Origin of the sequence: Microcoleus sp. FACHB-831, from assembly GCF_014695585.1 — a bacterium.
GTDB lineage: Bacteria > Cyanobacteriota > Cyanobacteriia > Cyanobacteriales > FACHB-T130 > FACHB-831.
In genome coordinates this window covers 100,096-124,121 of record NZ_JACJON010000025.1, presented here as the reverse complement: position 1 = coordinate 124,121, position 24,026 = coordinate 100,096, and the positions used below count along the sequence as shown (strand labels likewise).

Annotated in this window: 21 protein-coding genes; 7 read left to right on the top strand and 14 right to left on the bottom strand. The window is 46.3% G+C overall.

What is annotated here, in order from left to right; translation table 11 throughout:
• Window positions 1–89 precede the first annotated feature (89 nt).
• Window positions 90–1,268 carry a serine/threonine-protein kinase gene (locus H6F77_RS04005; protein WP_190485585.1) on the bottom strand — a complete coding sequence of 393 codons (1,179 nt, stop codon included), beginning with the start codon at window positions 1,266–1,268 and terminating at the stop codon, window positions 90–92.
• A 266-nt stretch (window positions 1,269–1,534) separates the two neighbouring features.
• Here H6F77_RS04005 and H6F77_RS04000 point away from each other — a divergent pair, with 266 nt between their 5' ends.
• On the top strand, window positions 1,535–3,967 hold the full coding sequence (locus H6F77_RS04000) for an ATP-dependent helicase (RefSeq protein WP_190485583.1): 2,433 nt from the start codon (window positions 1,535–1,537) through the stop codon (window positions 3,965–3,967).
• Window positions 3,968–4,048: 81 nt separating this feature from the next.
• On the opposite strand, the gene H6F77_RS03995 is transcribed toward H6F77_RS04000, so the two are convergent.
• Window positions 4,049–4,534 (bottom strand): late competence development ComFB family protein, encoded by a 486-nt coding sequence (locus H6F77_RS03995; RefSeq protein WP_190485581.1) that lies wholly within the window; start codon window positions 4,532–4,534, stop codon window positions 4,049–4,051.
• A 139-nt stretch (window positions 4,535–4,673) separates the two neighbouring features.
• Here H6F77_RS03995 and rpmI point away from each other — a divergent pair, with 139 nt between their 5' ends.
• The 4 genes from rpmI to H6F77_RS03975 all read left to right on the top strand — a co-directional run bounded on the left by rpmI (window position 4,674) and on the right by H6F77_RS03975 (window position 6,901).
• Window positions 4,674–4,871 carry a 50S ribosomal protein L35 gene (gene rpmI, locus H6F77_RS03990; RefSeq protein ID WP_190485579.1) on the top strand — a complete coding sequence of 66 codons (198 nt, stop codon included), beginning with the start codon at window positions 4,674–4,676 and terminating at the stop codon, window positions 4,869–4,871.
• 171 nt (window positions 4,872–5,042) lie between these two features.
• The gene (gene rplT, locus H6F77_RS03985; RefSeq protein ID WP_190485578.1) at window positions 5,043–5,399 is read left to right on the top strand and encodes a 50S ribosomal protein L20; all 357 of its coding nucleotides are present in this window, start codon (window positions 5,043–5,045) and stop codon (window positions 5,397–5,399) included.
• Between the two features lie 69 nt (window positions 5,400–5,468).
• Window positions 5,469–6,275, top strand: coding sequence for a transporter substrate-binding domain-containing protein (locus H6F77_RS03980; RefSeq protein WP_190485576.1), 807 nt, complete (start codon window positions 5,469–5,471; stop codon window positions 6,273–6,275).
• 98 nt (window positions 6,276–6,373) lie between these two features.
• Window positions 6,374–6,901, top strand: coding sequence for a tetratricopeptide repeat protein (locus H6F77_RS03975; RefSeq protein WP_190485574.1), 528 nt, complete (start codon window positions 6,374–6,376; stop codon window positions 6,899–6,901).
• 99 nt (window positions 6,902–7,000) lie between these two features.
• On the opposite strand, the gene H6F77_RS03970 is transcribed toward H6F77_RS03975, so the two are convergent.
• Entirely contained in the window at window positions 7,001–8,974 is a 1,974-nt protein-coding gene (locus tag H6F77_RS03970; RefSeq protein ID WP_190485572.1) for a serine/threonine protein kinase, read from the bottom strand.
• 116 nt (window positions 8,975–9,090) lie between these two features.
• On the bottom strand, window positions 9,091–10,890 hold the full coding sequence (locus H6F77_RS03965; protein WP_190485570.1) for a protein kinase domain-containing protein: 1,800 nt from the start codon (window positions 10,888–10,890) through the stop codon (window positions 9,091–9,093).
• Window positions 10,891–11,213: 323 nt separating this feature from the next.
• On the opposite strand from H6F77_RS03965, the gene H6F77_RS03960 reads away from it, so the two are divergent.
• Window positions 11,214–11,783 carry a type IV pilin-like G/H family protein gene (locus H6F77_RS03960; RefSeq protein WP_190485568.1) on the top strand — a complete coding sequence of 190 codons (570 nt, stop codon included), beginning with the start codon at window positions 11,214–11,216 and terminating at the stop codon, window positions 11,781–11,783.
• Between the two features lie 50 nt (window positions 11,784–11,833).
• On the opposite strand, the gene H6F77_RS03955 is transcribed toward H6F77_RS03960, so the two are convergent.
• From H6F77_RS03955 to H6F77_RS03935, 5 genes are all read right to left on the bottom strand, one after another.
• Entirely contained in the window at window positions 11,834–13,126 is a 1,293-nt protein-coding gene (locus H6F77_RS03955) for a serine/threonine protein kinase (RefSeq protein WP_190485565.1), read from the bottom strand.
• A 228-nt stretch (window positions 13,127–13,354) separates the two neighbouring features.
• Window positions 13,355–15,109, bottom strand: a complete 1,755-nt coding sequence (gene pyk, locus H6F77_RS03950; protein WP_190485564.1) for a pyruvate kinase — start codon at window positions 15,107–15,109, stop codon at window positions 13,355–13,357.
• A gap of 238 nt (window positions 15,110–15,347) precedes the next feature.
• Window positions 15,348–16,736, bottom strand: coding sequence for a pentapeptide repeat-containing protein (locus H6F77_RS03945; protein WP_190485562.1), 1,389 nt, complete (start codon window positions 16,734–16,736; stop codon window positions 15,348–15,350).
• The gene (locus H6F77_RS03940; RefSeq protein WP_190485560.1) at window positions 16,729–18,045 is read right to left on the bottom strand and encodes a PQQ-dependent sugar dehydrogenase; all 1,317 of its coding nucleotides are present in this window, start codon (window positions 18,043–18,045) and stop codon (window positions 16,729–16,731) included. Before H6F77_RS03940 ends, H6F77_RS03945 begins: the two co-directional genes overlap by 8 nt.
• A gap of 243 nt (window positions 18,046–18,288) precedes the next feature.
• Window positions 18,289–19,356 (bottom strand): RNA ligase family protein, encoded by a 1,068-nt coding sequence (locus tag H6F77_RS03935; RefSeq protein ID WP_190485558.1) that lies wholly within the window; start codon window positions 19,354–19,356, stop codon window positions 18,289–18,291.
• 70 nt (window positions 19,357–19,426) lie between these two features.
• Between H6F77_RS03935 and H6F77_RS03930 the strand changes: the two genes are divergently transcribed.
• Window positions 19,427–20,032: a sugar phosphate isomerase/epimerase family protein gene (locus tag H6F77_RS03930; protein ID WP_199321167.1), complete on the top strand. Its 606-nt coding sequence runs from the start codon at window positions 19,427–19,429 to the stop codon at window positions 20,030–20,032.
• A 91-nt stretch (window positions 20,033–20,123) separates the two neighbouring features.
• Here the strand turns inward: H6F77_RS03930 and H6F77_RS03925 are convergent, their stop codons facing one another.
• From H6F77_RS03925 to H6F77_RS03905, 5 genes are all read right to left on the bottom strand, one after another.
• Complete coding sequence (locus H6F77_RS03925; protein ID WP_199321166.1) at window positions 20,124–20,822, bottom strand: chromophore lyase CpcT/CpeT; 699 nt, start codon at window positions 20,820–20,822, stop codon at window positions 20,124–20,126.
• A gap of 15 nt (window positions 20,823–20,837) precedes the next feature.
• Complete coding sequence (locus H6F77_RS03920; RefSeq protein ID WP_190485556.1) at window positions 20,838–21,254, bottom strand: hypothetical protein; 417 nt, start codon at window positions 21,252–21,254, stop codon at window positions 20,838–20,840.
• Between the two features lie 166 nt (window positions 21,255–21,420).
• Window positions 21,421–22,362: an FAD-binding domain-containing protein gene (locus tag H6F77_RS03915; RefSeq protein ID WP_242021878.1), complete on the bottom strand. Its 942-nt coding sequence runs from the start codon at window positions 22,360–22,362 to the stop codon at window positions 21,421–21,423.
• A 17-nt stretch (window positions 22,363–22,379) separates the two neighbouring features.
• Window positions 22,380–23,063 (bottom strand): S-layer homology domain-containing protein, encoded by a 684-nt coding sequence (locus H6F77_RS03910; RefSeq protein WP_190485554.1) that lies wholly within the window; start codon window positions 23,061–23,063, stop codon window positions 22,380–22,382.
• Window positions 23,064–23,313: 250 nt separating this feature from the next.
• Window positions 23,314–23,922, bottom strand: a complete 609-nt coding sequence (locus H6F77_RS03905; protein ID WP_190485552.1) for a glutathione S-transferase family protein — start codon at window positions 23,920–23,922, stop codon at window positions 23,314–23,316.
• Window positions 23,923–24,026 lie beyond the last annotated feature (104 nt).

Sequence of the window (24,026 nt, the reverse complement as noted above, 5' to 3'; positions counted from 1 at the left end):
TCTCGCTCAAAGTTCCCGTCTAAAAAGCCATTTCATAGGGGAACTGGAACTCAATGTGAACATCTTAACTTCTCCATTCTCAACACTGCTTAGAGCTTAACCGAGAAGTATTGGGCCACGTCCTTATTTTTTGCGATGTGCAGCGGGGTATTGCCACCATTGTCCTTAGCATTGACATCTGCGCCCTTAGCAATCAGCAAAATGGCTGCGTCTTTGTAGCCCGAACAATTTAGCAGAGATAGATTGGTATCATTATCCCTGCCATTGGGGTTTCCACCCTGCTGTAGATAATTTTTAAGAGTAACTACATCTGTACACAGCCCTTCGGGTTGAAATCCGAGAGTGCCGAGTATAGCCCACTTGTAGGAATTTAGGACAATAACAGAAGCAACAGCGGCAACTCCCACCCCTATTAAAGCTTTCCAAGGTAGAGGCGATCGCGCTTTTATTCCCACTCTGCGCTTACCGCGCAGCGCTTCTAAAGCTTCTTTTGCTGACGCGAATCTATCTTCCACATCTGGCTCTAGCATCTTCTCTAACCAGTCGGCAAATTCTTCACAAATCTGGACGCGATCGCGAAACTCTATCTTTAATCTTTCTTGGGGTAAATCTGCTGGCGAACGATGCGTCAGCAGAAACAACACTGTCGCCCCTAAACTATATAAATCTGTTGTCGGAACCGCTTGTCCTCGGAACTGTTCGGGCGCCATATAACCAAACGTTCCCACCACTGTACTGCTTTTGGCAAATGTACTGTGATATGTGTCTTGAACTGCTCCAAAATCTACTAGAAATACTTGCCCGTTTTCTTCTCTAATAATATTTTGCGGCTTGATATCTCTGTGGATGACTGGCGGTTCAAGCGAATGCAAATAAACTAAAATTTCTAATATTTGAATCGCTATGCTTCTAATTTCTGTTTCTGTCCCCCGCCAGCCACTTTGTACTAGGGCAAACAGAGACTTACCTGGAGCTAATTGTTGGGCAATATAGAAACCGCGATCGCTTTGTGTATCTACTTGCAAATAATCTAAATATTTCGGAATGCCAGGATGCTCTAGTTTTGATAAAACGCGAGCTTCCCGTTCAAACAACTCCATCATCTTCCAGTCAGCCATACCCCGCAACGATAGAGCTTTGAGCGCTACTGTTGAGCCGCTTTTTACATCTTGGGCAAGGTATGTCGTCCCGATTCCACCTTCACCTAAAATGTCTGCGATGCGATATCGTTCAGCAATGATATCTCCCGACTTGTGCAGCAGTTCCATATTTACCTGGTTTAGTTTGTAAATTAATCGGGCGTTGCTTAAAAAACAGATGAATGGTTTACTTTCCCCGAAATATACTCACTCTGGCGATCTTTGGGTTATCAATTTGTTTACAGGCGATCGCCCATTCTTTTATAGAGTTATCCAAGTTTAGGCGAGCATTTTCCGTAAATGTCCGCGCCGCCGCCCAGAATTGCTGCTGTATTTGCTATCGGGCGATTACACTGCACAATAGGCCATAAATTTGTCGTCCCCTCTCGCAAAAGATGTCAAACGATACAGATAGCAATTTGACTCCACAAGTCGGCGCGGTGGAGACATTGAATTCAACTCCTCTAAACCCCGCAGCAGCTTTGCGGGAACAAGCGCTGCTGCGGCTCCGGAATGGCTTGCGTCCGGGACAACAAAGCATGGCAGACTGGCAAGGTGGTTCCCTCGCTGTTTCCGCCGTTCCTGGCGCTGGTAAATCTACTGGAATGGCGATCGCTGCTGCTATTGCGATCGCTCGCTTCCAACTCCATGCCCGTCGCTATCTTGTCGTCGTTACCTTCACTCGCTCCGCCGCCGCCAATATCAAAGCTAAAATCCGCAAATGCCTGCGCGAACTTTCTCTACCGCAAACAGGCTTCGTTGTATATACATTACACGGATTGGCTCTGAACATTGCCACGCGACATTCAGAGCTATCGGGTTTAAATCTGGAAACCGCTACGTTAGTCACCCCTAACCAAAGCAATCGGTTAATTCGCGACTGCGTAGAACGGTGGATTGCCAACAACCCCCGGCGCTATTCAGTGTTGCTAGAGGGGCGTGAATTTGACGGGGAAGAAACAGAGCGGTTGCGGCGTCAGTCAGTTTTGCGTACTGAAGTTTTGCCCAGCCTTGCGACTACCGCCGTTAGGGAAGCGAAAAGCTCTGGACTATTGCCACACGACTTATGGCGACTAGCAGAAGAAACGCCAGATGATTATGACATATTGGCGATCGCCGCCGGATTGTACGAGCAATATCAAGCATTACTGCGATCGCGCGACTTGATCGACTACGACGAAATGATTCTCGCCGCGCTGCGAGTCCTCAAAAACGACAGCGCCCGTCAAATGTGGCAAAACCAAGTCTTTGCCGTCTTTGAAGATGAAGCCCAAGACTCCACCCCCCTCCAAAACAAGCTGTTGGAAATTCTTGCTACCGACCCAAAAGCCCCTACTCCTCTAGAGACATCCCATGCAACGTCTCTACATCTAGTGCGAGTAGGCGATCCCAACCAAGCTATCAACTCCACTTTCACCCCAGCCGATCCGATTTATTTCCGCAGATTCTGCAAAGATTGCTATGACCAAGGACGACTCGCAACAATGGATAGAGCTGGTCGGAGTACGCCGATTATCATCGAATCGGCTAACTTTGTCTTAGATTGGGTAAATCGCACTTATGGCGGTAATAGAGAACAGGGAACGGGTAACAGACTATCTTCCCCACGCTCTACAGCACAATCTCCACTGCCATTTCGCCCCCAGAAAATTCGCACTGTTGACGCTGACGATCCTCAAGCTGACGCCAACCCGACACAAACGGGTAGAGGGCTGGAAATCTACACCCCCAGCGATATTCATCAAACCGTAGATTTGATAGGAGAGCGGGTAATTGAATTATTAACCGAGAATAAAGAAGGTAAAGCCGCTGTATTGGTGCGCGAGAATAGACAAGCTCGGTTTGTGGCCGAAAAACTCCAATTTTTGCGGCGTCAGCACGGCATAGAAGTTTATGAAGTGGGAGAGAGCGATCGCCATTCCCACGTCCCGGCTGAAATCCTCCGCCTGCTACAATTTCTCGATCGCCCCCACTCTCCCGATTACCTCAAAGCCGCCCTAGAAGTCTTGGTAAAACGCCACCTGATTGCCACTCAAGACCTCAACGCCCTCTCTACCTTCCCCGAACAATTCCTCTATCCTGGCCCTTTAGAACCACCCCAGTCAGAATCAGTGCTTGAGGCGCGTCGCTACTGTTGCGAATTGCTCAAGGCACGTTTGGAGTTGCCTCACTACCAGCTAATTCCCTTCCTGGCTTTGACCTTAAACTACGATCAATCTGAGCTAGCAACAGCTGAGAAACTTGCAGAACGAGTGGCGCAACAGACTTCGGGAAACACTTCCATGAGTGCCACTCTAGAAGTCCTCAGCGAAATAGTCAGTTCTGAAAGATTTGAAGCCGTAGAAACCGACGATAGCGAGGAACGCTACACCCGTTCCGGTCAACTCACCATCATTACCATGCACAAAGCCAAGGGCTTGGACTGGGATTATGTCTTTATGCCGTTTTTGCACGAAGATACAATTCCCGGCAGTCCTTGGGTTCCTACCGCCGCGCAATTTCTAGGAGATTTTACCTTAGCGGAAGTAGCCAGGGCACAAATTCGGGCTGGTTTGCACGGTCAATCTCCTTTACCTCAGTCGGCAGATGCTTGGGAACAAGCAGGACAGTTGAAGACAGCGGAGGAATTTCGCCTACTATATGTGGCAATGACGCGAGCAAAGCGCTTGTTGTGGATGGCGGCTGCCCAAAGGGGGCCTTTCCGCTGGAATACTTTTAATGGAACGACAGCAGAGAACTTGCAGGAGAAGAAGCCTTGTCCTGTCTTGCCAGCATTAAAGAGCCAGTTTCCTAAGTCGGTAGTTTCTTTATCCAAAACACCCAAGTGAAAATGAAACTGGCAGAGGGGCAGGGGAGGGTAGGAGAGTGAGAAATTAAACTCAAAACTCAGTCTCCAGCCCCCATTGTCGTTAATTTTCAGTAAGTTTAATCTTCAAGGGTTTGCGTTTAGGGTAAATTTCTGGTTGTTCTAGGCAACGAGCGATCGCTTCTTGAACTTTCTGGACAATCAACTGGTCTAGTTCGTCCTTGGCAAGGCTGCGATGAAACCCGGCACCGTCTGAGGTAGTTGCATAGAGTCCGGGAAGGCGATTTAGGGCATAGGCAGCAATATCTCCCACATCTAGAACAGTGTCAGTAGTCTCTGCAACTATGGCCCACTGGGCGATCGCCTCCTTGAGTACCAGCTCTTCCATCACGTTGCTAAACTGTTTGTGCGGTATTAACGTCGTGCTGTCTACACAACTAGGCAATTCCGCCATTAGTCGATCCAAGGCCATGTACTCCTCAACCGACAAATCGGTAGACTTATTGCAGATGCGTGTAATCTCCGCTTTCATATCTGGCGTTAGATATCCATCCTGCAATGCCTGTTCAACCATTTTCTCAATACTCATGTTTTTGAGACCCATAACCCTGACAACATTTCAACGTGCAACCATGTTATGATTTTGCCTGAGATTTGATATTGATGACTTGTACCATAGCTGGTATATAGTGATATATTTATAGATTGTGTCGAATTTAACCCAATCCATGCCTAAAATAAAAACCCGCAGATCAGCGGCAAAACGCTTTCGAGCTACTGGGAGCGGCAAGATTGTACGCCGGAAAGCTTTCAAAAATCACCTGCTACAGCACAAGGGTACCGATCGCAAGCGCCGTCTGTCTACTATGGCAGTGGTAAACGAATGCGATGAAGACAATGTACGCGGAATGCTGCCGTATTTGTAAAATTTTGCGGAGCCGGAGACGACTGGCCTCCGGAGTTATGAATTAGGAATTAAATAAAGTTTTTAATTCCTAATTCATAACTCATAGTTCATAAATGTTGAGCCAATCATCCTTGCGGGGTTTCTCCGCAGGAGCAAAATCCAAAATCCACAATCCACAATCTAAAATCATATGACACGGGTAAAACGCGGTAACGTTGCACGTAAACGCCGCAAAAAAATTCTAAAACTAGCCAAAGGATTTCGCGGCAGTCACTCAAAACTGTTCCGGACAGCCAATCAACAGGTGATGAAGGCGCTGCGTAACGCCTATCGCGATCGCAAAAAGCGCAAGCGTGATTTCCGTCGCCTCTGGATTGCCCGCATCAATGCAGCTGCACGCCAGCACGGCATGAGCTACAGTCAGTTGATGGGAAATCTGAAAAAAGCCAATATCGAGATTAACCGCAAAATGCTAGCTCAACTGGCAGTTTTAGATCCTACTGCCTTCCACAAAGTAGCAGAATTAGCAGGTGCGGTTAAAAGATAAAAATGAAAAATGAAGTATGAAGTATGAAAGTTACGCTGATTGTGCTTCCTAAGCTATCGGAATTTAACAATGGCAAAAGTTTCATCATTCATAGTTTATACTTCAATTTTTGTTTTCTCTCTCGTCTCCTGGGTCGGCCTGGGAATGATTTTGCCTTTAAACTCGTCAAGTAGTGCCGCCGAATTGAACGAAATTCAAGAGCGGGGCTACTTGATGGTTGCGGTTAAAGATAATGTGCGTCCCTTGGCATTCCGCGATGAGTCGGGAAACCTGCAAGGACTGGAAATTGACCTAGCTCGACATCTAGCCGAAGAATTATTAGGGCGTGCGGATGCTGTGAGATTTCAGCCCGTCGCCAATCGCGATCGCCTTAAAGTTGTATTAGAGCGTAAAGTAGATATGGCGATCGCCAGGATGACGGCAACTGCTTCGCGATCGCGCTTGGTTGACTTCACCGCCCCATACTACCTAGACGGCACAAGCATAGTAACAAAAGATAGATCGGTACAAAAAGATAAAGATCTGTCTGGGAAGAAAGTTGCAATTCTAAATGGTTCCAGTACAATTGCAACCGTGCGATATGTCTTACCAAGAGTCAGGCTAGTAGGGGTAAATTCTTACGAAGAAGGGCGATCGCTGGTAGAAAGTGGCGGTGCTATTGGCTTTGCTGCGGATAACAGCGTTCTGGCTGGTTGGGTGCAGGAATATCCTCAATATCGGATGGTTCCAGTGTGGCTGTCAGGTGAAGCTTTGTGTGTGGTGATGACTAAGGGGTTGCAAAACAACAAATTGTGGGATCGCGTGAATGCCGCGCTCGCTCGTTGGAAAGCTGAGGGTTGGTTACAGGAACGGGCTAAATATTGGGGATTACCCTAACAAAAATTCAGCAAGGCGTACAGGGGTTTTAAAATCCTCTAGTACGGCACGAGATAATCAGTACAGAACCAAAATTTTAACAGCCGTATTTGAAGCGCATGGAAACTTATCTGCCAATTCTTTATCTATCCCTGTTGCTGTCTATACTAGGCGGTGCCAGTTGGTTGATTTTTCGCCAGATTTTCAGATCGCGTAAAGTGGAAAATAACCTGGCACGCTTACAAAATAAGCTGAACGTAGAGAAGGGTACTGCCCAAGAATATTACGAGTTGGGCAGTATTTATTTAGATAAAAAACTGTTCTCTCAGGCTGTATCCCTGTTTCAAAAAGCTCTAAAAGCTGAAGAAGGAGAGTTGCAATATCTGCCTCTGATATATAACGGCTTGGGCTATGGCTACTTTGCTCAAGAACAGTATGATTTAGCGATTCGCAACTACAAAGAAGCAATTAAGCTACAGCCAAATTATATTACGGCAATCAACAACTTGGGCCACACTTACGAGAAGAAGAAGTTGACAGCTCAGGCGTTGGAAGCTTATGACGAAGCTTTGAAGCACGAGCCGACTAATATAACGGCCAAACGTCGCTCGGAATCTTTGCGAAAACGGTTTGTAACGTCTGCTTAAAAGCAAGGAAAATTAAAAAATAAAAAGGCAAAAGAAAAGAGACAATTCTTTCTTTTGCCTTTTTATTTTTGACCCTAGCGGCGAATGTCCCATCGCCAATTAGGGCTTAATCAGATTTTGCTTGTGCTGGCGAGAGTTAGCAAGGAGGCGCGATCGCTGCATGGGTTGATAGATCATCATCGCAGCCAAAGGTAAACTCGTTCCCGCAACAGCGGCTAAAAGTAATGGGTGCGATAAACCTATCTGCAACCCCGCCCCCAAACTAAGCCCCAAGGCGATAATCAGTGCGCGGATTGCGCGACCGCTTGAGAGCGCGAAACCTACGGCTTGCATCTGATACGCGATCGCCTTCGTCCCTCCACCCACAGCAACAGCAGCAAAAACAACCGCCAGCAGCAAGCGCACGTATCCAAATTGCGGCTCTAACATCGCCCACAACATAGCCGCCCCAATAGAGCCAAAGCCAGCCCCAACCAAACCCCAAAAACCTGTCGCCACCATATCGAAAGGCTGGCTGGACTCCGATTGAGAGTCATTCAACATTCCCCTAGCTCTAGCCTCAGCCATAGCCCCAACTTTAGCTGAAGTCGCCACCCCAGCTCCAAACAAAGCCAAAATCAGCCCCAAACCCACAGGTCCGAACGAAGCCGCCAGCCCGCACAAACCCACAATCCACAGACTTTTGGTTCTGCGAGTTGCACTCTTGAGCCGCTCATCCACCTCAGAAAACAAAGGCGAAAAACAGGCGCAGCATATAAGCGCCGCCACCCACGAACCAGCCGACGAGGTAGCGAAGACCGTGCTAGCCCCAGCCCAATTGATTGCTACGAGCCAAGCAACACCAAAAGAAGTGCCGCAAAGTATAGCGAAAGACCAATAGAGGGACAGATAATTTATCTGTAGTGGATTTGTCTGCACCCGAATCTTTAAGGGAGTTGTTGCTCGCGCCCCATTACTGTGCAGTAAAATTTGGCGTTCGTAAGTTTTATCTGGAATTAATTTGCTTGTATCAACTGTAATTTGACATTCAGCCTGATTGCTGGCAAATTGGGCAGGCTTAAAAGAAATCCAAGCGTGTGTTTCTGGCGTGTGGGGCGGATCGCTTTCGTGGGGGGCGACTTCCCAGCGTCCTGATAAGATTGTTTCGGCGATCGCGTTACTTACCGTAATAGTCTGAGTTAGTCTTTCTCCACTCAATGTTGTTGCCTGAAATTCCAACAAAGATTCGCTCAGGTTAACTTCCGGCAATCGTATGGGATAAATCGGGCCAAGCGCTTCTTTTGCCGCAGTTGCATTCTCAAATCGGTCTTTTTGCTTCGGCTGCACCATTCTTTCGATCCAGTCAATGAAGCGCAGACTGAGTTTAGGAACAAGGGGTTTAAAATCAATCCGACCATCTTCATCAATTAAGCTGTCAATCTGGGTTGATTTTGTTCCGCTTAACAGGCAAATAAGGGTTGCGCCAAGACCGTATAAATCTGTTGCCTCGCTCAGTTGCCGATTGTAAAGTTGTTCTGGCGGCATAAAGCCCAGCGTACCCAGCGCGACGCTGCTCATAGCAACATCCCCGCCGCCAATTCTGGCAAAACCAAAATCTACTAAATAAACATTGAGATCGTCGTCTACGAGGATGTTTTCTGGTTTGATATCGCGGTGAATTACAGGGGGAATCCGCTTTTGCAAGTAGATTAATATTTCTAGGATAGAGGTGGCAATTTGCTTAATATCATCCGGGTCAAAACTGCGCGGAACGGCTAAGGACTGGGCATTTTTGTATTCTTGCACCATGCAAAAGCCAGCAGACGTTTCAAAAGAGTCGAGATAGCGGGGAATACCGGAATGATTGAGCGATCGCAGTACTTGTATTTCGCGCTCATAAGCTTTGAAACCAGACCAATCAGAGTTAGTCCAGCCAAAGTGAAATTGTTTAATAACTACCGATACTCCCCCTCGATCGGAGGGGGTTGGGGAAATACTCTTTGCAAGGTAGGTAATGCGACCGCCGACGAGGTTGCGACCCAGTTCTCTAACGACCTGATAGCCATGATTGGCAAAATCTGGGAAGTTGCTCATGCTTAAAGGGTGTTTGGCAGATGCCCTCTATTTTAAGCAAGTAGGGCGGGCAGTGCCCACCCTACACAATCTTATGGCGGGTTTTGCAGTAAAAAAGCTGGAAACAACTTCCAAACCTATGGCTTAATTAGATGCTGTTCAAGCTTACGATAATTAGCAATGAGCCTTTTGCGCTCTAAAGGTGGATAAAAAATCATTGCCGCTAAGGGCACGCCAGTGGCTAAAACTGTTGATATTAGGAGTGGATTGAGCAATCCCAACTTGAACCAGATGCCTAAACTAATGCCTAAAGCAGTTGTTAGGAGCGAGATGCCAACAGCAAGGCTGGTACTAAAGCCTCGTTGGGAACAACTTTCAGCCACACCTTCAGCTTCAAACGCAGCTATAAACAAGACAACATCAACAACTGCAAACCCAGAAGCGATCGCTGCATCCATTGCCCTAAACTGAGTACCAAACCAAGCAACAAAGGTAGCGACAATAGCAGCCACCAATAACATAGTGGCAATATTTATCCCCTTTAAGTTAATGCCATACTTGGGCAATATTTTTGCTACCCACTGCGACATTGCACCAGCCATCAGAGCCGCCAACACCCCAAATCCAGCTATAAACAGAGTTACAAACACGCCCATAACTAGGCCAATTGCGCCAAGATTAGAAACAATATTAGACCAAGCTGTAGTTTCAAACCAAGCAGCGATCGCCGCAACTAACAAGAGTAAAGCTAGGGAAATATATGGCAATTTTCTTGTTTCTACGGGTACGCGAGCAGTCTTAACTTTAATAGTTAGAGGTTGGCTTTCTTGCAGAGAGTTGCTTCGTAATAGAACTTCGCGTTCGTAAGTTTTACCTGCCATCAGACGGCTCGTATTAATCACGATCTTGCAATCAGATTGATTGCTTTCAAACTTTGCTGGAGAAAATGCAATCCAGCTATGCTCATCAGGATTATGGGGCGGGTCGCTTTGATGCGGCGTTACTTCCCACTGACCTGAAAGCACTGTATCAGGAATTGAGTTAGTAATTGTGATGGTTTGAGTTAACCTTTCCCCTAGCCTTTTGGCCTCTACTTCTAATATAGGTTGGCTTAGGTTAACTTCTGGAACGCGCATCACATAGATGGGTTTGAGCGCTTCTAGCGCAGCAGCGGCGTTAGGATAGCGGTCTTTTGGTTTGAGTTCTACTATCTTTTCTAGCCATTCAATCCACCGCAAGCTGAGTTTGGGGACTAAATGTTTGAAATTAACTCGATAATCTTCATCAATTAACTGGCTGATTGCAGTTGATTTGGTGTTGGTGAGCAAGCAGATTAGAGTAGTACCAAGACCGTATAAATCTGAGGCTTCACTGAGGTGCTGGTTGAATAGTTGCTCTGGGGGCATGAATCCTAGAGTACCTTTAGCAACGCTGCTCATAGCAACTTCGCCTTCACCAATTTTCGCCAGACCAAAATCCACTAGATAAACATTTATGTTGTCGTCAACTAAGATGTTTTCGGGTTTAATATCGCGGTGGATTACTGGAGGTATACGATTTTGCAGGTAAACCAGTATTTCTAATAAAGAAACAGCAATCTTTTTAATTTGATCCGCATCAAAACTGCGTGGAACGGCTAGGGATGGCGCGTGTTTATATTCCTGCACCATACAGAAGCCATCTTTGGTTTGGAAAGAGGCAAGGTAGCGGGGAATACCCGGATGATCTAGCCCGCGCAGCACTTGAATTTCGCGCTGATAGCCGTCGTAGTCTGACCACGAAGCACCAATGTTGGCAAACTGAAACTGCTTAATAACTACGGGTTGCCGCGTTTTCAGGGTGACAGCCAGATAGGTGACACGACCCCCAGCGCTGTTGTGTCCTAATTTTCGGACTACCTGATAGCCTTGGCTGGACAAGTCTGGGAAATTGCTCATGTGTGTGAGGAGGAAAGCAGGTGCAACTATTCTAGACAACTAGCAACGTGGTGGATCGTTCAGCAAACTGGAACATTAGCTTTTGGGAGGCATCTTTGTTTTACAAATTGTGAAGCATAGGAGGCTATGCCCGCTTCGCCTACCCTCGCGATCGCAGTATAGCCCGCGCGATCGCATCCGTTGCTCCTTTATCCTAGTTCATCTTTTAGAGAGGTTGATTCACCGCGTCTCGACGGGATTTCTGTTTTGAACTTGAAAGATTGTAAAGACAAAATGGGTAAGCTACATCTAGCCGGAAACTTCACGAGTAAATAGTTGCACTTATGACACACCCACACAAAGTTAATTATAAATTTAATAAATTGGGGGGTTTAGGTTTTATAAGTTGGATCGTTATCGTTTTTTTGACTTTGGGTATAGTTGCGATCGCTCAAACAAAATTTTCCCCCAGAAGGGCACTGCAACCGCAAGCGTTAACTGATATTGCCTCAATTACTCGTGCCCAACAAGCCTACTTTTTAGAGCAAGATACTTTTGCTGATTCTATTGAAAAGTTGGGTTTAGCCATTAAAACAGATACAGAAACTTATCGCTACCGGATTTCGCCGCCACCTATTACGGGGCCATTCCAGAGTAGAAATGGAAAAGTTTTTTCAGAACCCTTAACCTTAAACAAAAGCGTGATGATTACCGCTCAAGCTATTAATCCTGCCATGAAAAGCTATACTAGCGCGGTATTTGTAACTAAATTAAAGGGTGAAAAAAATCCAGTTGCAGTGATTTGCGAAACCGAATCCCCCTCCCGCATACCGCCAGCAATGCCAATTTTTACCCAAGATAAATTTGGTCAAGTTCAGTCTAACTGTCTAAAAGGTTCCCGTAAATTGAGATAGATTATTTAATTCTTGAACATCAACGCCATATAAAGGTGCAGTGTTAATAATTATGGTGAGACCGTAAGATTACTGTTTACCACTTTTTGCCCATCCAAATAATATTCAAATATCCACTGACCAGGCTTATCAACTTGTGTCTTAAAATCATGAGAACACCAAGTTTCCAAACTATTTCCTTCTGCTACAAGAGTCGAGTGACCTGCATAGACAATATCTCCTACCCCATCGATTATTTGACACGAGGCGTCATATTCTTTATCGGGCAACAAATCGAAGCCCACATAAAAATAGACGCGCTTTTGAGCCATTGAGATTTCTGGGAGATTTTTAGTCGGTTTGTATTTGTTATTTAACTCGGTTGTAAATCTGACCTTATAACCTGGTTCTAATGTTGATTGGGCTGTATTACTAGCTGGTTCGCTTATATTTCCTACCTCATCTCTAAGCATTAAACCAGCACCCAATCCCACTAAACCAATGGTGGTAGCAAGTGCGGCACTAACTGGAATCCAGCGTTTAGGTATCGTCGCATAAATATCAATCTGATTGAGTGCTTTCAAGGCTTCTGCTGCATTAGAATAACGGTCTTTTAGGTTTGGTGCAACCATTTTTTGCAGCCACTCAATAAAGCGCGGATTCAGTTGGGATACTAGCGACTTGAAGTTAATACGACAATTACTATCGACTAAGTTACCTATTTCTGCTGATGGCGTACCAGTTAGCAAACATATCAGCGTTGCGCCTAAACTATAAAGGTCAGAGGCTTGCGTTAGCTGGCGGTTAAACATCTGCTCTGGAGGCATAAACCCTAACGTACCTTTGACGACGCTACTAACAGCAACCTCGCCGCCTCCCATGCGGGCAAAGCCGAAATCGACTAGGTAAACTTGCATTGGCTGTTGACGCGCCACGAGGATATTTTCTGGTTTAATATCGCGGTGGATAACTGGCGTAATCTGACTTTGCAGATAGACTAAAATATCTAAAATTGATATTGCTAATTGTTTAACTTCATTAGGAGTTAAGCGAGTTGTTTCTCTCAATGAGGGTGCGGGTTTGTATTCCTGCACCATGCAGAAACCAGCATTCGTTTGGAAGGAATCGAGGTATTGAGGAATACTGGGGTGATGGAGCGATCGCAGCACTTGAATTTCTCGCTCATAAGCATCATACTCAGACCAGCTAGCCCCCGACTGAGCAAACTGAAACTGCTTAATTACAACTTTTTGTTTATCCCTGGCAGATGTTGCTAGGTAGGTCACGCGACCCCCAGAGCGATTGTTACCTAGTTCGCTTTCAACTTCATAGCCATGAGGGGAGAAATCTGGGAAGTTGCTCATAATGGTACAGCGCAAATAGTCTCTATCTATCTTGCCCAAAAATTAGAGATAGCGCTCTTACTAAATTTTAGATTTTGGATTGCCAACTGTAAGGCGGGCATTGCCTACTAACTGAAATCTTACCTTTTATAAAAGCCCCCCTTTTTAAGGGGGGTTGGGGGATAGAGGCTTAAGTCCTGAACTCAAAACTCAGACGCGATTCATCGCGCCTCTCCAAAACTCAAAACTTTAACCTCCCAGCGCACCCGAGAAAATCAAACCCCGCTGAGTATCTAACGTCAAAATTGCCCCATCCCGAATTACCTTAGTTGCATCCTTCACCCCGACAATCACAGGGACACCCAGACGCAAACCAATCACCGCCGCGTGACTCGTCAAACTCTCTTCTTCGGTAATAATTCCAGCAGCCTTGCGAATTACCTCCACAAACTCGGCGCTGGTAGAGGAAGCTACCAGAATCTCTCCATGATTGAAGTTCCCTACATCTCTGGCGTTGCGAGCAACCCGCGCTAGACCGCTTACCGAACCCTGACCAATGCCAATCCCCTTACCCAGAATCGCTGTCACCACCTCGACCTTAATCAGGTCAGTTGAGCCAGAAACGCCTTGGAGAGTACCAGCAGTCAATACCACCAAATCCCCTTCGCACAGCAACTGATTCTCCAGCGCCACATTAATTGCCGCCTGGGAAGTTTGACCAGTTGAGGGCAAATCCAACACCAACAACGGCTTCACTCCCCACACCATCTGTAGCTGCCGTGCCACGTCCACATGAGGTGTTACTGCCAAAATAGGCGTTTTTGGGCGAAACTTGGACACGTTACGGGCAGTTGCACCACTTTTCGTTAAAGACATAATTGCCGCTGCCTGTAGCTGCTCGGCAATTTGCCCAACCGCCTGACTAATCGCATTAGGGATAGACCGTTTGGTGTCTTCCATCTGACGCATCGCTTTTTCTTTCTCAATCCGCACAGCGATTCGCGCCATCGTCGCCACAGCTTCGACTGGGTATTTGCCCACCGCTGTTTCATTAGAGAGCATCACCGCATCCGTACCATCGAGAATGGCATTGGCAACATCAGAAATTTCGGCTCTAGTTGGTCGGGGATTGCTCACCATGCTGTCCAACATCTGAGTTGCCGTGATGATTGGAATGCCCAGACGGTTAGCCGTAGCGATAAGCCGCTTTTGTAGGATGGGAACATCCTCTGCTGGCAATTCAACACCCAAGTCACCACGCGCCACCATGACACCATCGCACAGGCTGAGGATTGCCTCCATTTGTTCGATGGCTTCGTGCTTTTCAATCTTGGCAATTACCGGGACTTGCTTGCCAGCATTAGCAATTAGCTCTTTAATTTCCAGCATATCCTGGGGGTTGCGAACGAAACTAAGAGCCACCCAGTCAACGCCTTGGTCAAGACCAAACATCAAGTCTTTGCGGTCTTTGTCAGTTAGCGCCTTGATGGAGAGGTAGACGCCGGGGAAATTAACGCCTTTGTTATTAGAAAGTGGCCCGCCCACAACAACGCGACAGCGCAATTCTCTTGAAACTCGGTCAACTTCCTCGACAATCATTTCCACTTTGCCATCGTCGAGGAGAATAGTGGCTCCAGGAGGGACTTCATCAGCCAGAGGATCGTAAGTGACAGAACTAATTTCTTGACAGCCGGGGACTTGGTGGCTGGTTAAAGTGAAGCGATCGCCCTTATTCACCACTATAGAACCATTCTCAAACTTTCCCAGCCGAATTTTTGGGCCTTGCAAATCTTGCAAAATGCCCACTGGCTGATTCAGTTCAAAAGCTGTTTGCCGAATTAGGCGAATACTACGCTGATGGTCATCATGGGTTCCGTGAGAAAAATTGAGGCGCAGAGTTGTCGCACCCGCTTCAATCAATTCACGGAGAACTTCTGGGCTACTGGTAGCGGGGCCAATCGTAGCTACAATCTTTGTCCGGCGCAGGGAATTTCGCAGTTGCATTGAAGAAAATCCAGTGGTGGGCAGATGAAGACGGCTGATAACAACAAGGTCAGAGGGATAGTATCACATTTGGCAGGTCTATCACTCTCACGAATTACGCAACCCAACTTACAAAAACCAGGCTCTTGGCGTGGGTACTCAGTTCAAAAAAGAGGTTTTGCTGATAAACCGGGTTCTTTGAACTCGGAATAATTTTTATCAGCCCCCTTGCCAGAAGATTTGTAGGGATGCGAATAGATTATCTATTCAGACCAATTGCACCAGTCAGCTTGGCCTCCTTCAAGTTGGCACCAGTAAGTTTGGCATCAGCAAAATTTGCCTCACCCAAATTTGCCTGATTCAAATTGGCATAACTCAGGTTAGCCCCACCAAAATTAGCCAGCCTCAAGTCAGCCGTGCTGAAGTTAGTGTAAGTCAAGTTAGCACCAGTCAATTTGGCACTAATAAGATTAGCACCTGAAAGGTTAGCACCTATCAAGGTAGTACCCGTTAAATTAGCTTCCCGCATCTGAGCCTCGCGCAAATCCACACCGCTGAGGTTGGCCGTCTCTAAATTGGCCGTGTGCAGGTAAGCAAAATTCAGATTAGCACCCGTTAGGTCAGCGCCCTTCAGGTTGACAAGCGACAGTTTGGCATTCGTTAGGTCAGCCCTCGTCAGGTTTGCACCGCTGAGATTGGCACGATTGAAACCTGCCCCTTTTAAAATAGCGTCAGTCAGGTCAGCACCGCTTAAGTCAGCACTTTGCAGGTTAGTATCTGCCAGTGTTGTCCCCACAAGCTTTGCCCCGATTAGAATCGCACCATTCAAATCAGCAGCGCCTACATAAGCCTTACTCAAATCTGCACTGGTCAAGTTGGCACTAACTAGCTTGGCATTATCCAACGTGGCACTATTGAGCCTTGCCGAACTAAGGTTTGCGCCGTTCAAGTTCGCTATCTTAAGTTCAGCTTCTATCAGGATTGCCCCTGTTAGATTAGCACCACTAAGGTTAGCATTAGTCAGTTTAGCCTTTGCCAAATCTGCATAAGTGAGCTGAGCATAACGCAGTTGCGCCTCTCTCAAATTGGCACCGCTAATTAAAGCGCTATTTAAGTTAGCGCCAAATAAATCGGCACCTTTGAGGTTGGCATCCCGCAAATCTGCGGGCACGCTTTCAGTCTTTTTGTTGTCAATACGGCGCTGTATTGCAAACAATTTTGCCTCTTTCAAGGTGGCTTTTTCCAAGTTGGCAACAAGTAACTTGACGCCAGTCAGGTTGGCACTTGTAAGGTTGGCGCGGGTGAGGTTAGCACTGGTGAGGTCGGCACCTTCAAGGTTTGCACCTTCGAGGTTTGCACCCTCAAGTTGAGAACCAGCCAGTTGAGCATCCTTCAAGTCGCACTTGGGACAGGCTTTTGTTGTCAGCAACTTTTCAACGTCTTTGGGATTCGCCGCTGTTGCTGAAGAAGTAAAACCCATTGCGATCGCCACACACGGAACGAGGCAAAGAAAGATACTCTCGGCGCTAGGAAGGCAGAGCCTCCAGGCTACTCGTTCCCAGGCTGGAGCCTGGGAACGAGAATATCGAGGCAGAGCCTCGGTTCTAATTTTCCTTAACCTTCTAATATCCACGAATTTTTTAACCACGATATTGAATGCGGTAAATTCGGTTATTGGCTTCTTCTGTCACCAGCAAACTCCCGTCAGGAAGGACGAGTAAACCCACCGGACGCCCCCAAGTCGTTGGACCCGCTGGGTTGAGCAAAAAACCAGTGAGGAAGTCTTCATAATACCCTTGGGGACGCCCGTTAGTGAAGGGAACAAAAACTACTTTGTAACCCGTACCTTGGTTGCGGTTCCAAGAGCCGCGAAAGGCTGCAAATGCACCGTTGCGATATTTTTCTGGAAATGTCTTGCCGTCGTAGAACTGCAATCCCAGAGCCGCTGAGTGCGCTTGGAAGAGGACATCAGGCGTCTTTGTCTTCGCTACCAAGTCGGGACGTTTGCTCTTTCCATTGCTCGTTTGACGCGGTTCGATGAGATTTGGTGCCAAGTATGCATAAGGCCAGCCGTAAAATTCTCCCTGCTTGATGCGAGTAAAATAATCTGGCACTAAATCGTCGCCGATTCCATCCCGTTCGTTGACTGTTGCGTACAGTTCTCCCGTTGTGGGGTGAAAGTCGAGTCCAACTGGGTTACGCAAGCCGTATGCAAAGGTCTGCTGATTGGAACCGTCTGGATTCATTACCTGGACTGAGGCGCGTGGTAGCGGTTCTTCATCGACGTTGGAGCGCGAGCCAATGGAGACGTAGAGCTTTTTCCCATCTGGTGAGGCTACGACGTTGCGCGTCCAGTGCTGGTTGTAGCCGCCGGGGGTTAGGGTAGCGATTTTTTTGCCACTTCCAGTTATTTGCTGTTGGCCTTTGGTGTAGGGAAAACGCAGGACTTCGCCAGTGTTGGCAACGAAGAAGGCGCCGTCTGCAAAAGCCATGCCAAAGGGGATATTTACCCCGTTTTGGGAAGTTGCGAAAGCTTTGCGGACATCAGCGACGCCATCGCCGTTAGTGTCTCGGAGCAACGTGATGCGGTTTTGGGGCGTTTCGGTAACTAGCACGTCTCCCGCTGGTGTGAGAGCCAGCCAGCGGGGTTTGTTGAGATTTTCAGCAAAGACGGTGACAGTGAAGCCAGCGGGGACTCGCAGTGTGGGGTTTTGCGGAATGGATACTACGTCAGGAGATTTGGAGGCGCTATCGCTGGCGTAGGGTTTGGGTAGGTTGTTAAGGCTGATGCGGATGGGTTGGGGTGTGAGTGGCTGAGTTTTTATTACATTTTTAGTCTGTTGTTTGGGTTGAGTTGCTGCGTCGGCGGGTTGATTTTCGCTTGAGGCGCGAGTTGAGTCACACGCTGCTGTTGTGGTAATTAGGAGAAGCAACAGTAAGAATTGCAGGGGTTTCATGGCAAGAATTAGGGAACTCTAATTCCAGGGTAGCGATCGCGTTGTGATTTTGCCCCGCACTTTAGAAGCCTTGTTTTTACCTACATTTACCCAGAAAAACCAGGATTTGGGGGTCTCCCCCAAACCCCCGTTGGGGGACGGGTGCGTCCCCCAAACCCCCTCCACATAAAAGTCATATTTGTCATCGTTTGAGGGATATGTGGGTAATGGTAGAATCCTGGGCTAAGCATATACGCGGGCTATTTATTTCTTAAAGTAATTGTCAACTAAATTTTGCGACTCCTGTTTTAGTTGTTGGAGCATAGTTTGTTGACTTGCACTTGGTAAGGCGCTGAAAATGCTTTGATAAGCTTCATTGAATGTTTCTAATACATCATTCACCAATAACTCTGTAAGGTACTGTCTCATTTTTTGGTCTTTAGCAGAAACTCGGCCTATTTTCGAGATGACATTGAGCAACCTATTTTCTGTGACAAGCGCCAGCATTGCTTGAGTTAACCAGTCTTCATTACTATAAGCTTTTTGGTTATCCCATTTTGTAGCTTGATGAAATCGGTTATCTTCGGCAAACTCTGCTATTTTTCTCTTTAGAATCGGTCTGATCCTTCCCTTTGGAGTATCTAGGTAGATGGATTTAACAGGTTTAATGACAACGCCTTCAGCTTTATTGCTAGATGGCAATTGCGGTAATCCTAACAAAGCGGGGATAGTAGAATCAAAGTCTATAGGTTGCGCGATCGCTTGTTCATATTTACCGATAAATAATGGTTCTGCACGCAGCATACCTACTTGCTGAAATAGCTTTAGCGCTTTGTCATAATCTATATAATCTCGTTTGATAGGATTGCCATTTTCTTCAAAAGCAATATCAAAAGCACAGAATTCGATTGTAGGTGAATAATAAACGCCTGTTTGGATAGCCTGGACGTTAGGAACAGCAGCTACATCAGGATGAGGATATTCTCCACCAAACAATTCACCATATACAGAAACTTTGAACGTGCGAGGACGTTCAGCCTGGATAAGGGTAAATATTTCTTTGACTTGATTAGCTAATTTAGGTTGAATGGAGTGATATCCAAAAAAGTCTTCGTCTGGCTGCAAGAACTCTTTTCTTTTAGAAAAACGAACGTCTGAGCCATCTGTTGTTATACAAAAATTTGCTCCATGAATTTTTTCTGTCACCACCCAGTCAGTTTTCTTGAAAGCGCGATAATCTGAGGGGGTGAGATTCCAGCTATTGTCGTTTTCGGGTATTTTTTCATAGCTGATATGCGTCCACTCTGGTAAGCTTCCTTGTTGTTTATCCATAGTTTTTACTTTCTCCGTGACTATATATCCTATACTTGCATATAACGAAAGTTCAATTCCAGGCACATCTTTGTCAGAGAGGCTTGAGTTAGCTAATAGGGAAAACCTTGCTTTAGAAGTAGCTAACAAGGGTAACTTTGAAGTTGAATTATATCGACACTGTAGGATTAGTGCATTGCAAGCTTACGCAATGCATGAGTTTCACCCGATACACCGCGATCGCGATCGCCGAGAAGAAGCTTTTCGTCACGTTAAAGAAACTCTTGAAATTGCAGCCATTTTAAACGTACCTCGCATCGTCACTGTATGCGGATTTGGTTACGATTTAGTAGATAGTCCGTTTGAGCGTTGTTTGGAGTTTTTCGCCTCCCTAGCGATCGCCGCAAAAGCATTAGGCGTTCGCATTATGATAGAGCCTTTGAGTCCCAAAAGAGCAGGCGCACTTACTCATCCAGATGATATTGCTCGTATGGTTGAAATCCTAGACGATCCTAGTGTTTTTTCTATTATGCTCGATACAGGGCATCTACTTGATTCTGGTATTGAATTAGACTCGTTCTTTCGTAGTTGGAATCGCCCGATTGAAGAACTACAACTTAAAGGATTGCTGTCAGCACCTCCACCTATTTCAATGCCAGTAGAAACATGGCTGGAATGTCTTCCACAACTGCCATAAGTGATATGCGTAGAACATCGCCAGCCAATTTCATTAGATAATTTCGCGGAAGTTGTTAAGGCCTTACGACAATTAGTGAAATAAAATTATTTCACCAACTGAAGTCAAAGTTAATCCAGCGAAACTGATAAGGCTCGCCTTTTGAACCCCAAACTTGATTTCCAGCAGCATCAAAAGCACGATCTAAAGTGTCCATGCCTGTTTTATGCAAGACAATTTTATTTGTTACTTTAACAGCGCCTTTGTAGTCACTCGGACAACCCTCGGCTGGAGTCTCGCCAATGTAATTTTCACCTTCGCGCTTTAAGAATACGCTGCATTTTGCCGATCCAATGTTATTTAATTTGACAACACGCTTAGCTTCTGGCTGGCTGCACAACCCAATCCAAGCTTCTGGAGTTGGAGGTTTAAATGATTGGGATTCTATACTTTGGTTATCGGCTGTGGGAGCAATCCGCAAAAATCTTTGCCGATAGGGTTTAGCAAGATTGTTAGACATGGCTTGTTCTTGATAGAGAAAAACTGCTTGGGAATTATTTTTCAACGCCTCAGTATTCTCTACCGCGATCTTGCAAGTTCTCATTGTAACATCAGGCGCTTTAGGGTTAGCTCGCGCTTGTGCGTAGGTACTCATCATTCCTACTAAATGCGATACTACCTCTCCAACTTGCTGCTGCATTGGCGGAATTGCTGTCTGGGTTTTCGATGGTTGCTCCGAGGAATAAGCCGCAGTGTTTGAGGAGAAAACAAGAGCGATCGCTACGCAACTTCCAATACTTCTATTATTCACATTAGTCTCCCAGTCTTAATCAAATACATATCGTTCTGCAACGCGCCAGTAGCGTGAAAACCGCTTCAAATCAATATAACCGTCATACTTCACAAATTGCTCAATTTCTAACACTTCTATAGGAAGCGATCGCTCTATCTCATCGCATATATCATCAAACCTCGGAGTCGGACTTTCTGCCGTCACAACACCATCAGCATTATGCTCTTTAGCAAATGCTACAACTTCAGCCGCAACATTACCGCGCCGGATTGTTACTGGCAATTCTAACAAACACTCATAGATAAAAGTTATGCGCTTAAGACTAATCTGCCATTCTTGCAACAGCGCTTCATCCCAAACCCATATTGAAGGCGCATCGGGGTGCGATTTTAATGCAGGATTATCGGGACTCAAACAATCTCCATGCACCCAAATAATTGGCTTTTTCATCAATTTAACCTAGTGGCTCTTATTAATTAACCTGGCGAATGGAATTCGCGGCTACACAGACGAAACCCGCCTGCGCGGGTTTTAATTTCTTGAGTCCGCGTAGGCGGACTTTGTTTTTATAGCCGCGATTTCTAATCGCCGGGTACTTTACAAACACGCTTTAAAACTACCGCCGCTTTTTTGGACGTTGGAAACTTTGGCTACCGCGATCGCGATTTATTGACTCAGCTTTGGGAAATAATCGCTTCTCAATTTCCTCATAACTGCCCTCAAAATCACAATGACCGTAAAGGGGACATTTGCTACAATAAACGCCATTTGTGTAGCGTTCTAAATTCTCGCGGTTGAAGAAATACGGCTTGTGGCTAAACGTGCTGGCAACCCACTGCCATGATAAATTGTTGCTGGCAGGATCGCCATCTAGCAAATGCTCCAGAAACCATTTTGCTCCCGCTTGCCAACGAATCCGCCGCCAGTGGACGAGGTAAGCTGCCATCCACATACGCCCGTGATTATGCAGGTAGCCCGTCTCGCGCATATCGCGGCTAAAGCTGTCGATACACACCATCCCAGTAGTACCTTTATCAACATCTTCAAGTAGCTCTGGGGCATAATCTTTAAGTGTGTAGCCCGTCTTGTATGGCTCTTGGTCTTTCCAAATATCGTCGCCTAGCTTTTCATAAAGCCGCTGCCAGTAGTCGCGCCAGCCGAGTTCGTTGATCAGCTTTTCAGCGTCGTCTCGGTTCTCCACCTTGTCTAGCACGGCGTCGCGCACTTCTGCCAAACTCAGTACGCCGTAGCGCAGATAGGGTGATAGCCGCGTGACTGCGCCAGTGAGGAAATTGCGGGTTTTGGCGTAGTTGGGTGGATCTACCTTGTTGAGCGCGGCTTCAGCAGCTTTGCGTCCCCCCAGTGTATCGCTGATATGTGGCTCGCGTTCTGCGGCTTCTGGGAACTGTTCGCGCAGGTAGGCAATTAGTTCGTCGCGACTTTGGAAGTCACGTTGCATATCGTTGTTGTTTGCGGACATAAGCTGGCGATCGCATGAACTTATTGAGTGTAACAAGCGATCGCGGTTATAAGCAGAAAAACCCGTTTTCTCTAACAAAACGGGTTTTTAAGAAGTTATTGCGCTTGCACACTAACTGGGGGAGTGTAATCTTGATCTAAATTCGTCGCTGGTGTCTGTTGTCGTGCCAAATATTGGCTCAAAGCGTAAGCCATATCCCCTCTTGTCATGGGATTGTTTGGGGCAAGATTGCCGTTTTGATCGGTGTTTACAAATCCCTCATAGAGTGCAGTTGCCATAGATTTTTTAGCCCAACCAGGCAGTTGTGCTGAATCGGGATATCTAGCAAGAATTTGTTGCACTGTTTGATCGGGGAACTGAAATACACCATAAGCTTGAGCAATGATAGAAAAAGCTTCGGCGCGATTTATTTTCTGATTCGGAAAGAAGAGATTGCCGCGATAGCCCTTCATAATTCCAGTTTTGAGGACTGTCTGAATATCGTTATAAGCCCAGTGAGTTGTAGGTACATCTGGAACTTGAACTAAAATTCTTTGTTGGGCAGCTACTCGTTTATCAAGCTGAAAAGTTTTCACCAAAATAGAGGCTAAGTCCGCACGACTGATGACCTGTTCTGGCCGAAATTTTCCATCAGGATAAGGCGTCATCAATTTAGCAGCAACAACCTGCGATATCGGGTCATTTGGTTGTTGTGTAGCGGGTTGATTTTGAGCGTAAACTACTGCTGGAAACGCTTGCAGAAGTGCTAATAAAGATAGAGTACCGAGTAATCGACGCATAATTAGAACCTTTTCCAAGTTGCTATTGACACTTTACAAAGATTGTATCCCAATCATCATCGCCCATTTGGGCTAATTAAAGGGTTGATTGTGCGACGAACTGTAGTTTAAAAAGTTCCCAACGCACCTTCAAATGTTTAGCGATTGCTATAAGTTAAAAAACATATCACAAGTAGATATGAATACCAACGAAATTAGCGATCGCACTCTCCATATAAAGCGCGATCGCCCCTTTGAACGAGAAGAAATATCAACCTTGAGGAATACTTGATTTAACTGATTCGCGTTCGTGGAGGTTATTAAACAATTGTCCTAGTCTGAGGTATTTTTGTTGCCAATCGCTACCAAAGCGCAGACTGTAATAACCGAGGGTAGACACTGCTGCAACATCTGCCGCTGTCCAGTTTTCTCCCAACAGATAGGGAGAGGCGGATAGTTGTTTATCCAGAATTGGTAAAAGGCGATCGATTGCTGCTTGATATTTAGCTTTATCGCTAGCATCAGCTTTATCACCTTTGCGATTTTGCAACCACAAAGCGACAATATTATCAGCCAAAGTATCTGCTAAATCTTCCCATTTCCGACACTCAAGCCGTTGTTTGCGATCGCTAGGATAAAAACTAGGTTGCGGATAAGTTTCGTCCAGATACTCAATAATCAGTGTAGAATCCCAAATCGTAGTGCCATCTTCATCAACTAGCACGGGGACTTTGCCAATAGGAGAAATGTCGAGGAAGTCCGGGGATTTGTTAGCAAAGTCGGTTTCTTTGAGTTCGCAAGGCAAATTCTTCTCAGCTAGCAAGATCCGCACCTTCCGCGCATAGGGCGATCGCTGTGCATAGTACAACGTTCTAGTCATAGTTGGCGATTTAGTATCAAGGTAGACAGTTGTACAGTCTACTCTATGCTGGGAATTGATGTGCGATCGCTTTTGGAATTGGTGATGTGCGATCGCATCCAAAC

Bases quoted from the DNA above. Each gene is read 5' to 3' on its own strand.
- H6F77_RS04005 (WP_190485585.1), bottom strand. From the start codon at position 1,268: ATGGAACTGCTGCACAAGTCGGGAGATATCATTGCTGAACGATATCGC.
- H6F77_RS04000 (WP_190485583.1), top strand. From the start codon at position 1,535: ATGTCAAACGATACAGATAGCAATTTGACTCCACAAGTCGGCGCGGTG.
- H6F77_RS03995 (WP_190485581.1), bottom strand. From the start codon at position 4,534: ATGAGTATTGAGAAAATGGTTGAACAGGCATTGCAGGATGGATATCTA.
- rpmI (WP_190485579.1), top strand. From the start codon at position 4,674: ATGCCTAAAATAAAAACCCGCAGATCAGCGGCAAAACGCTTTCGAGCT.
- rplT (WP_190485578.1), top strand. From the start codon at position 5,043: ATGACACGGGTAAAACGCGGTAACGTTGCACGTAAACGCCGCAAAAAA.
- H6F77_RS03980 (WP_190485576.1), top strand. From the start codon at position 5,469: ATGGCAAAAGTTTCATCATTCATAGTTTATACTTCAATTTTTGTTTTC.
- H6F77_RS03975 (WP_190485574.1), top strand. From the start codon at position 6,374: ATGGAAACTTATCTGCCAATTCTTTATCTATCCCTGTTGCTGTCTATA.
- H6F77_RS03970 (WP_190485572.1), bottom strand. From the start codon at position 8,974: ATGAGCAACTTCCCAGATTTTGCCAATCATGGCTATCAGGTCGTTAGA.
- H6F77_RS03965 (WP_190485570.1), bottom strand. From the start codon at position 10,890: ATGAGCAATTTCCCAGACTTGTCCAGCCAAGGCTATCAGGTAGTCCGA.
- H6F77_RS03960 (WP_190485568.1), top strand. From the start codon at position 11,214: ATGACACACCCACACAAAGTTAATTATAAATTTAATAAATTGGGGGGT.
- H6F77_RS03955 (WP_190485565.1), bottom strand. From the start codon at position 13,126: ATGAGCAACTTCCCAGATTTCTCCCCTCATGGCTATGAAGTTGAAAGC.
- pyk (WP_190485564.1), bottom strand. From the start codon at position 15,109: ATGCAACTGCGAAATTCCCTGCGCCGGACAAAGATTGTAGCTACGATT.
- H6F77_RS03940 (WP_190485560.1), bottom strand. From the start codon at position 18,045: ATGAAACCCCTGCAATTCTTACTGTTGCTTCTCCTAATTACCACAACA.
- H6F77_RS03935 (WP_190485558.1), bottom strand. From the start codon at position 19,356: ATGGATAAACAACAAGGAAGCTTACCAGAGTGGACGCATATCAGCTAT.
- H6F77_RS03920 (WP_190485556.1), bottom strand. From the start codon at position 21,254: ATGAAAAAGCCAATTATTTGGGTGCATGGAGATTGTTTGAGTCCCGAT.
- H6F77_RS03910 (WP_190485554.1), bottom strand. From the start codon at position 23,063: ATGCGTCGATTACTCGGTACTCTATCTTTATTAGCACTTCTGCAAGCG.
- H6F77_RS03905 (WP_190485552.1), bottom strand. From the start codon at position 23,922: ATGACTAGAACGTTGTACTATGCACAGCGATCGCCCTATGCGCGGAAG.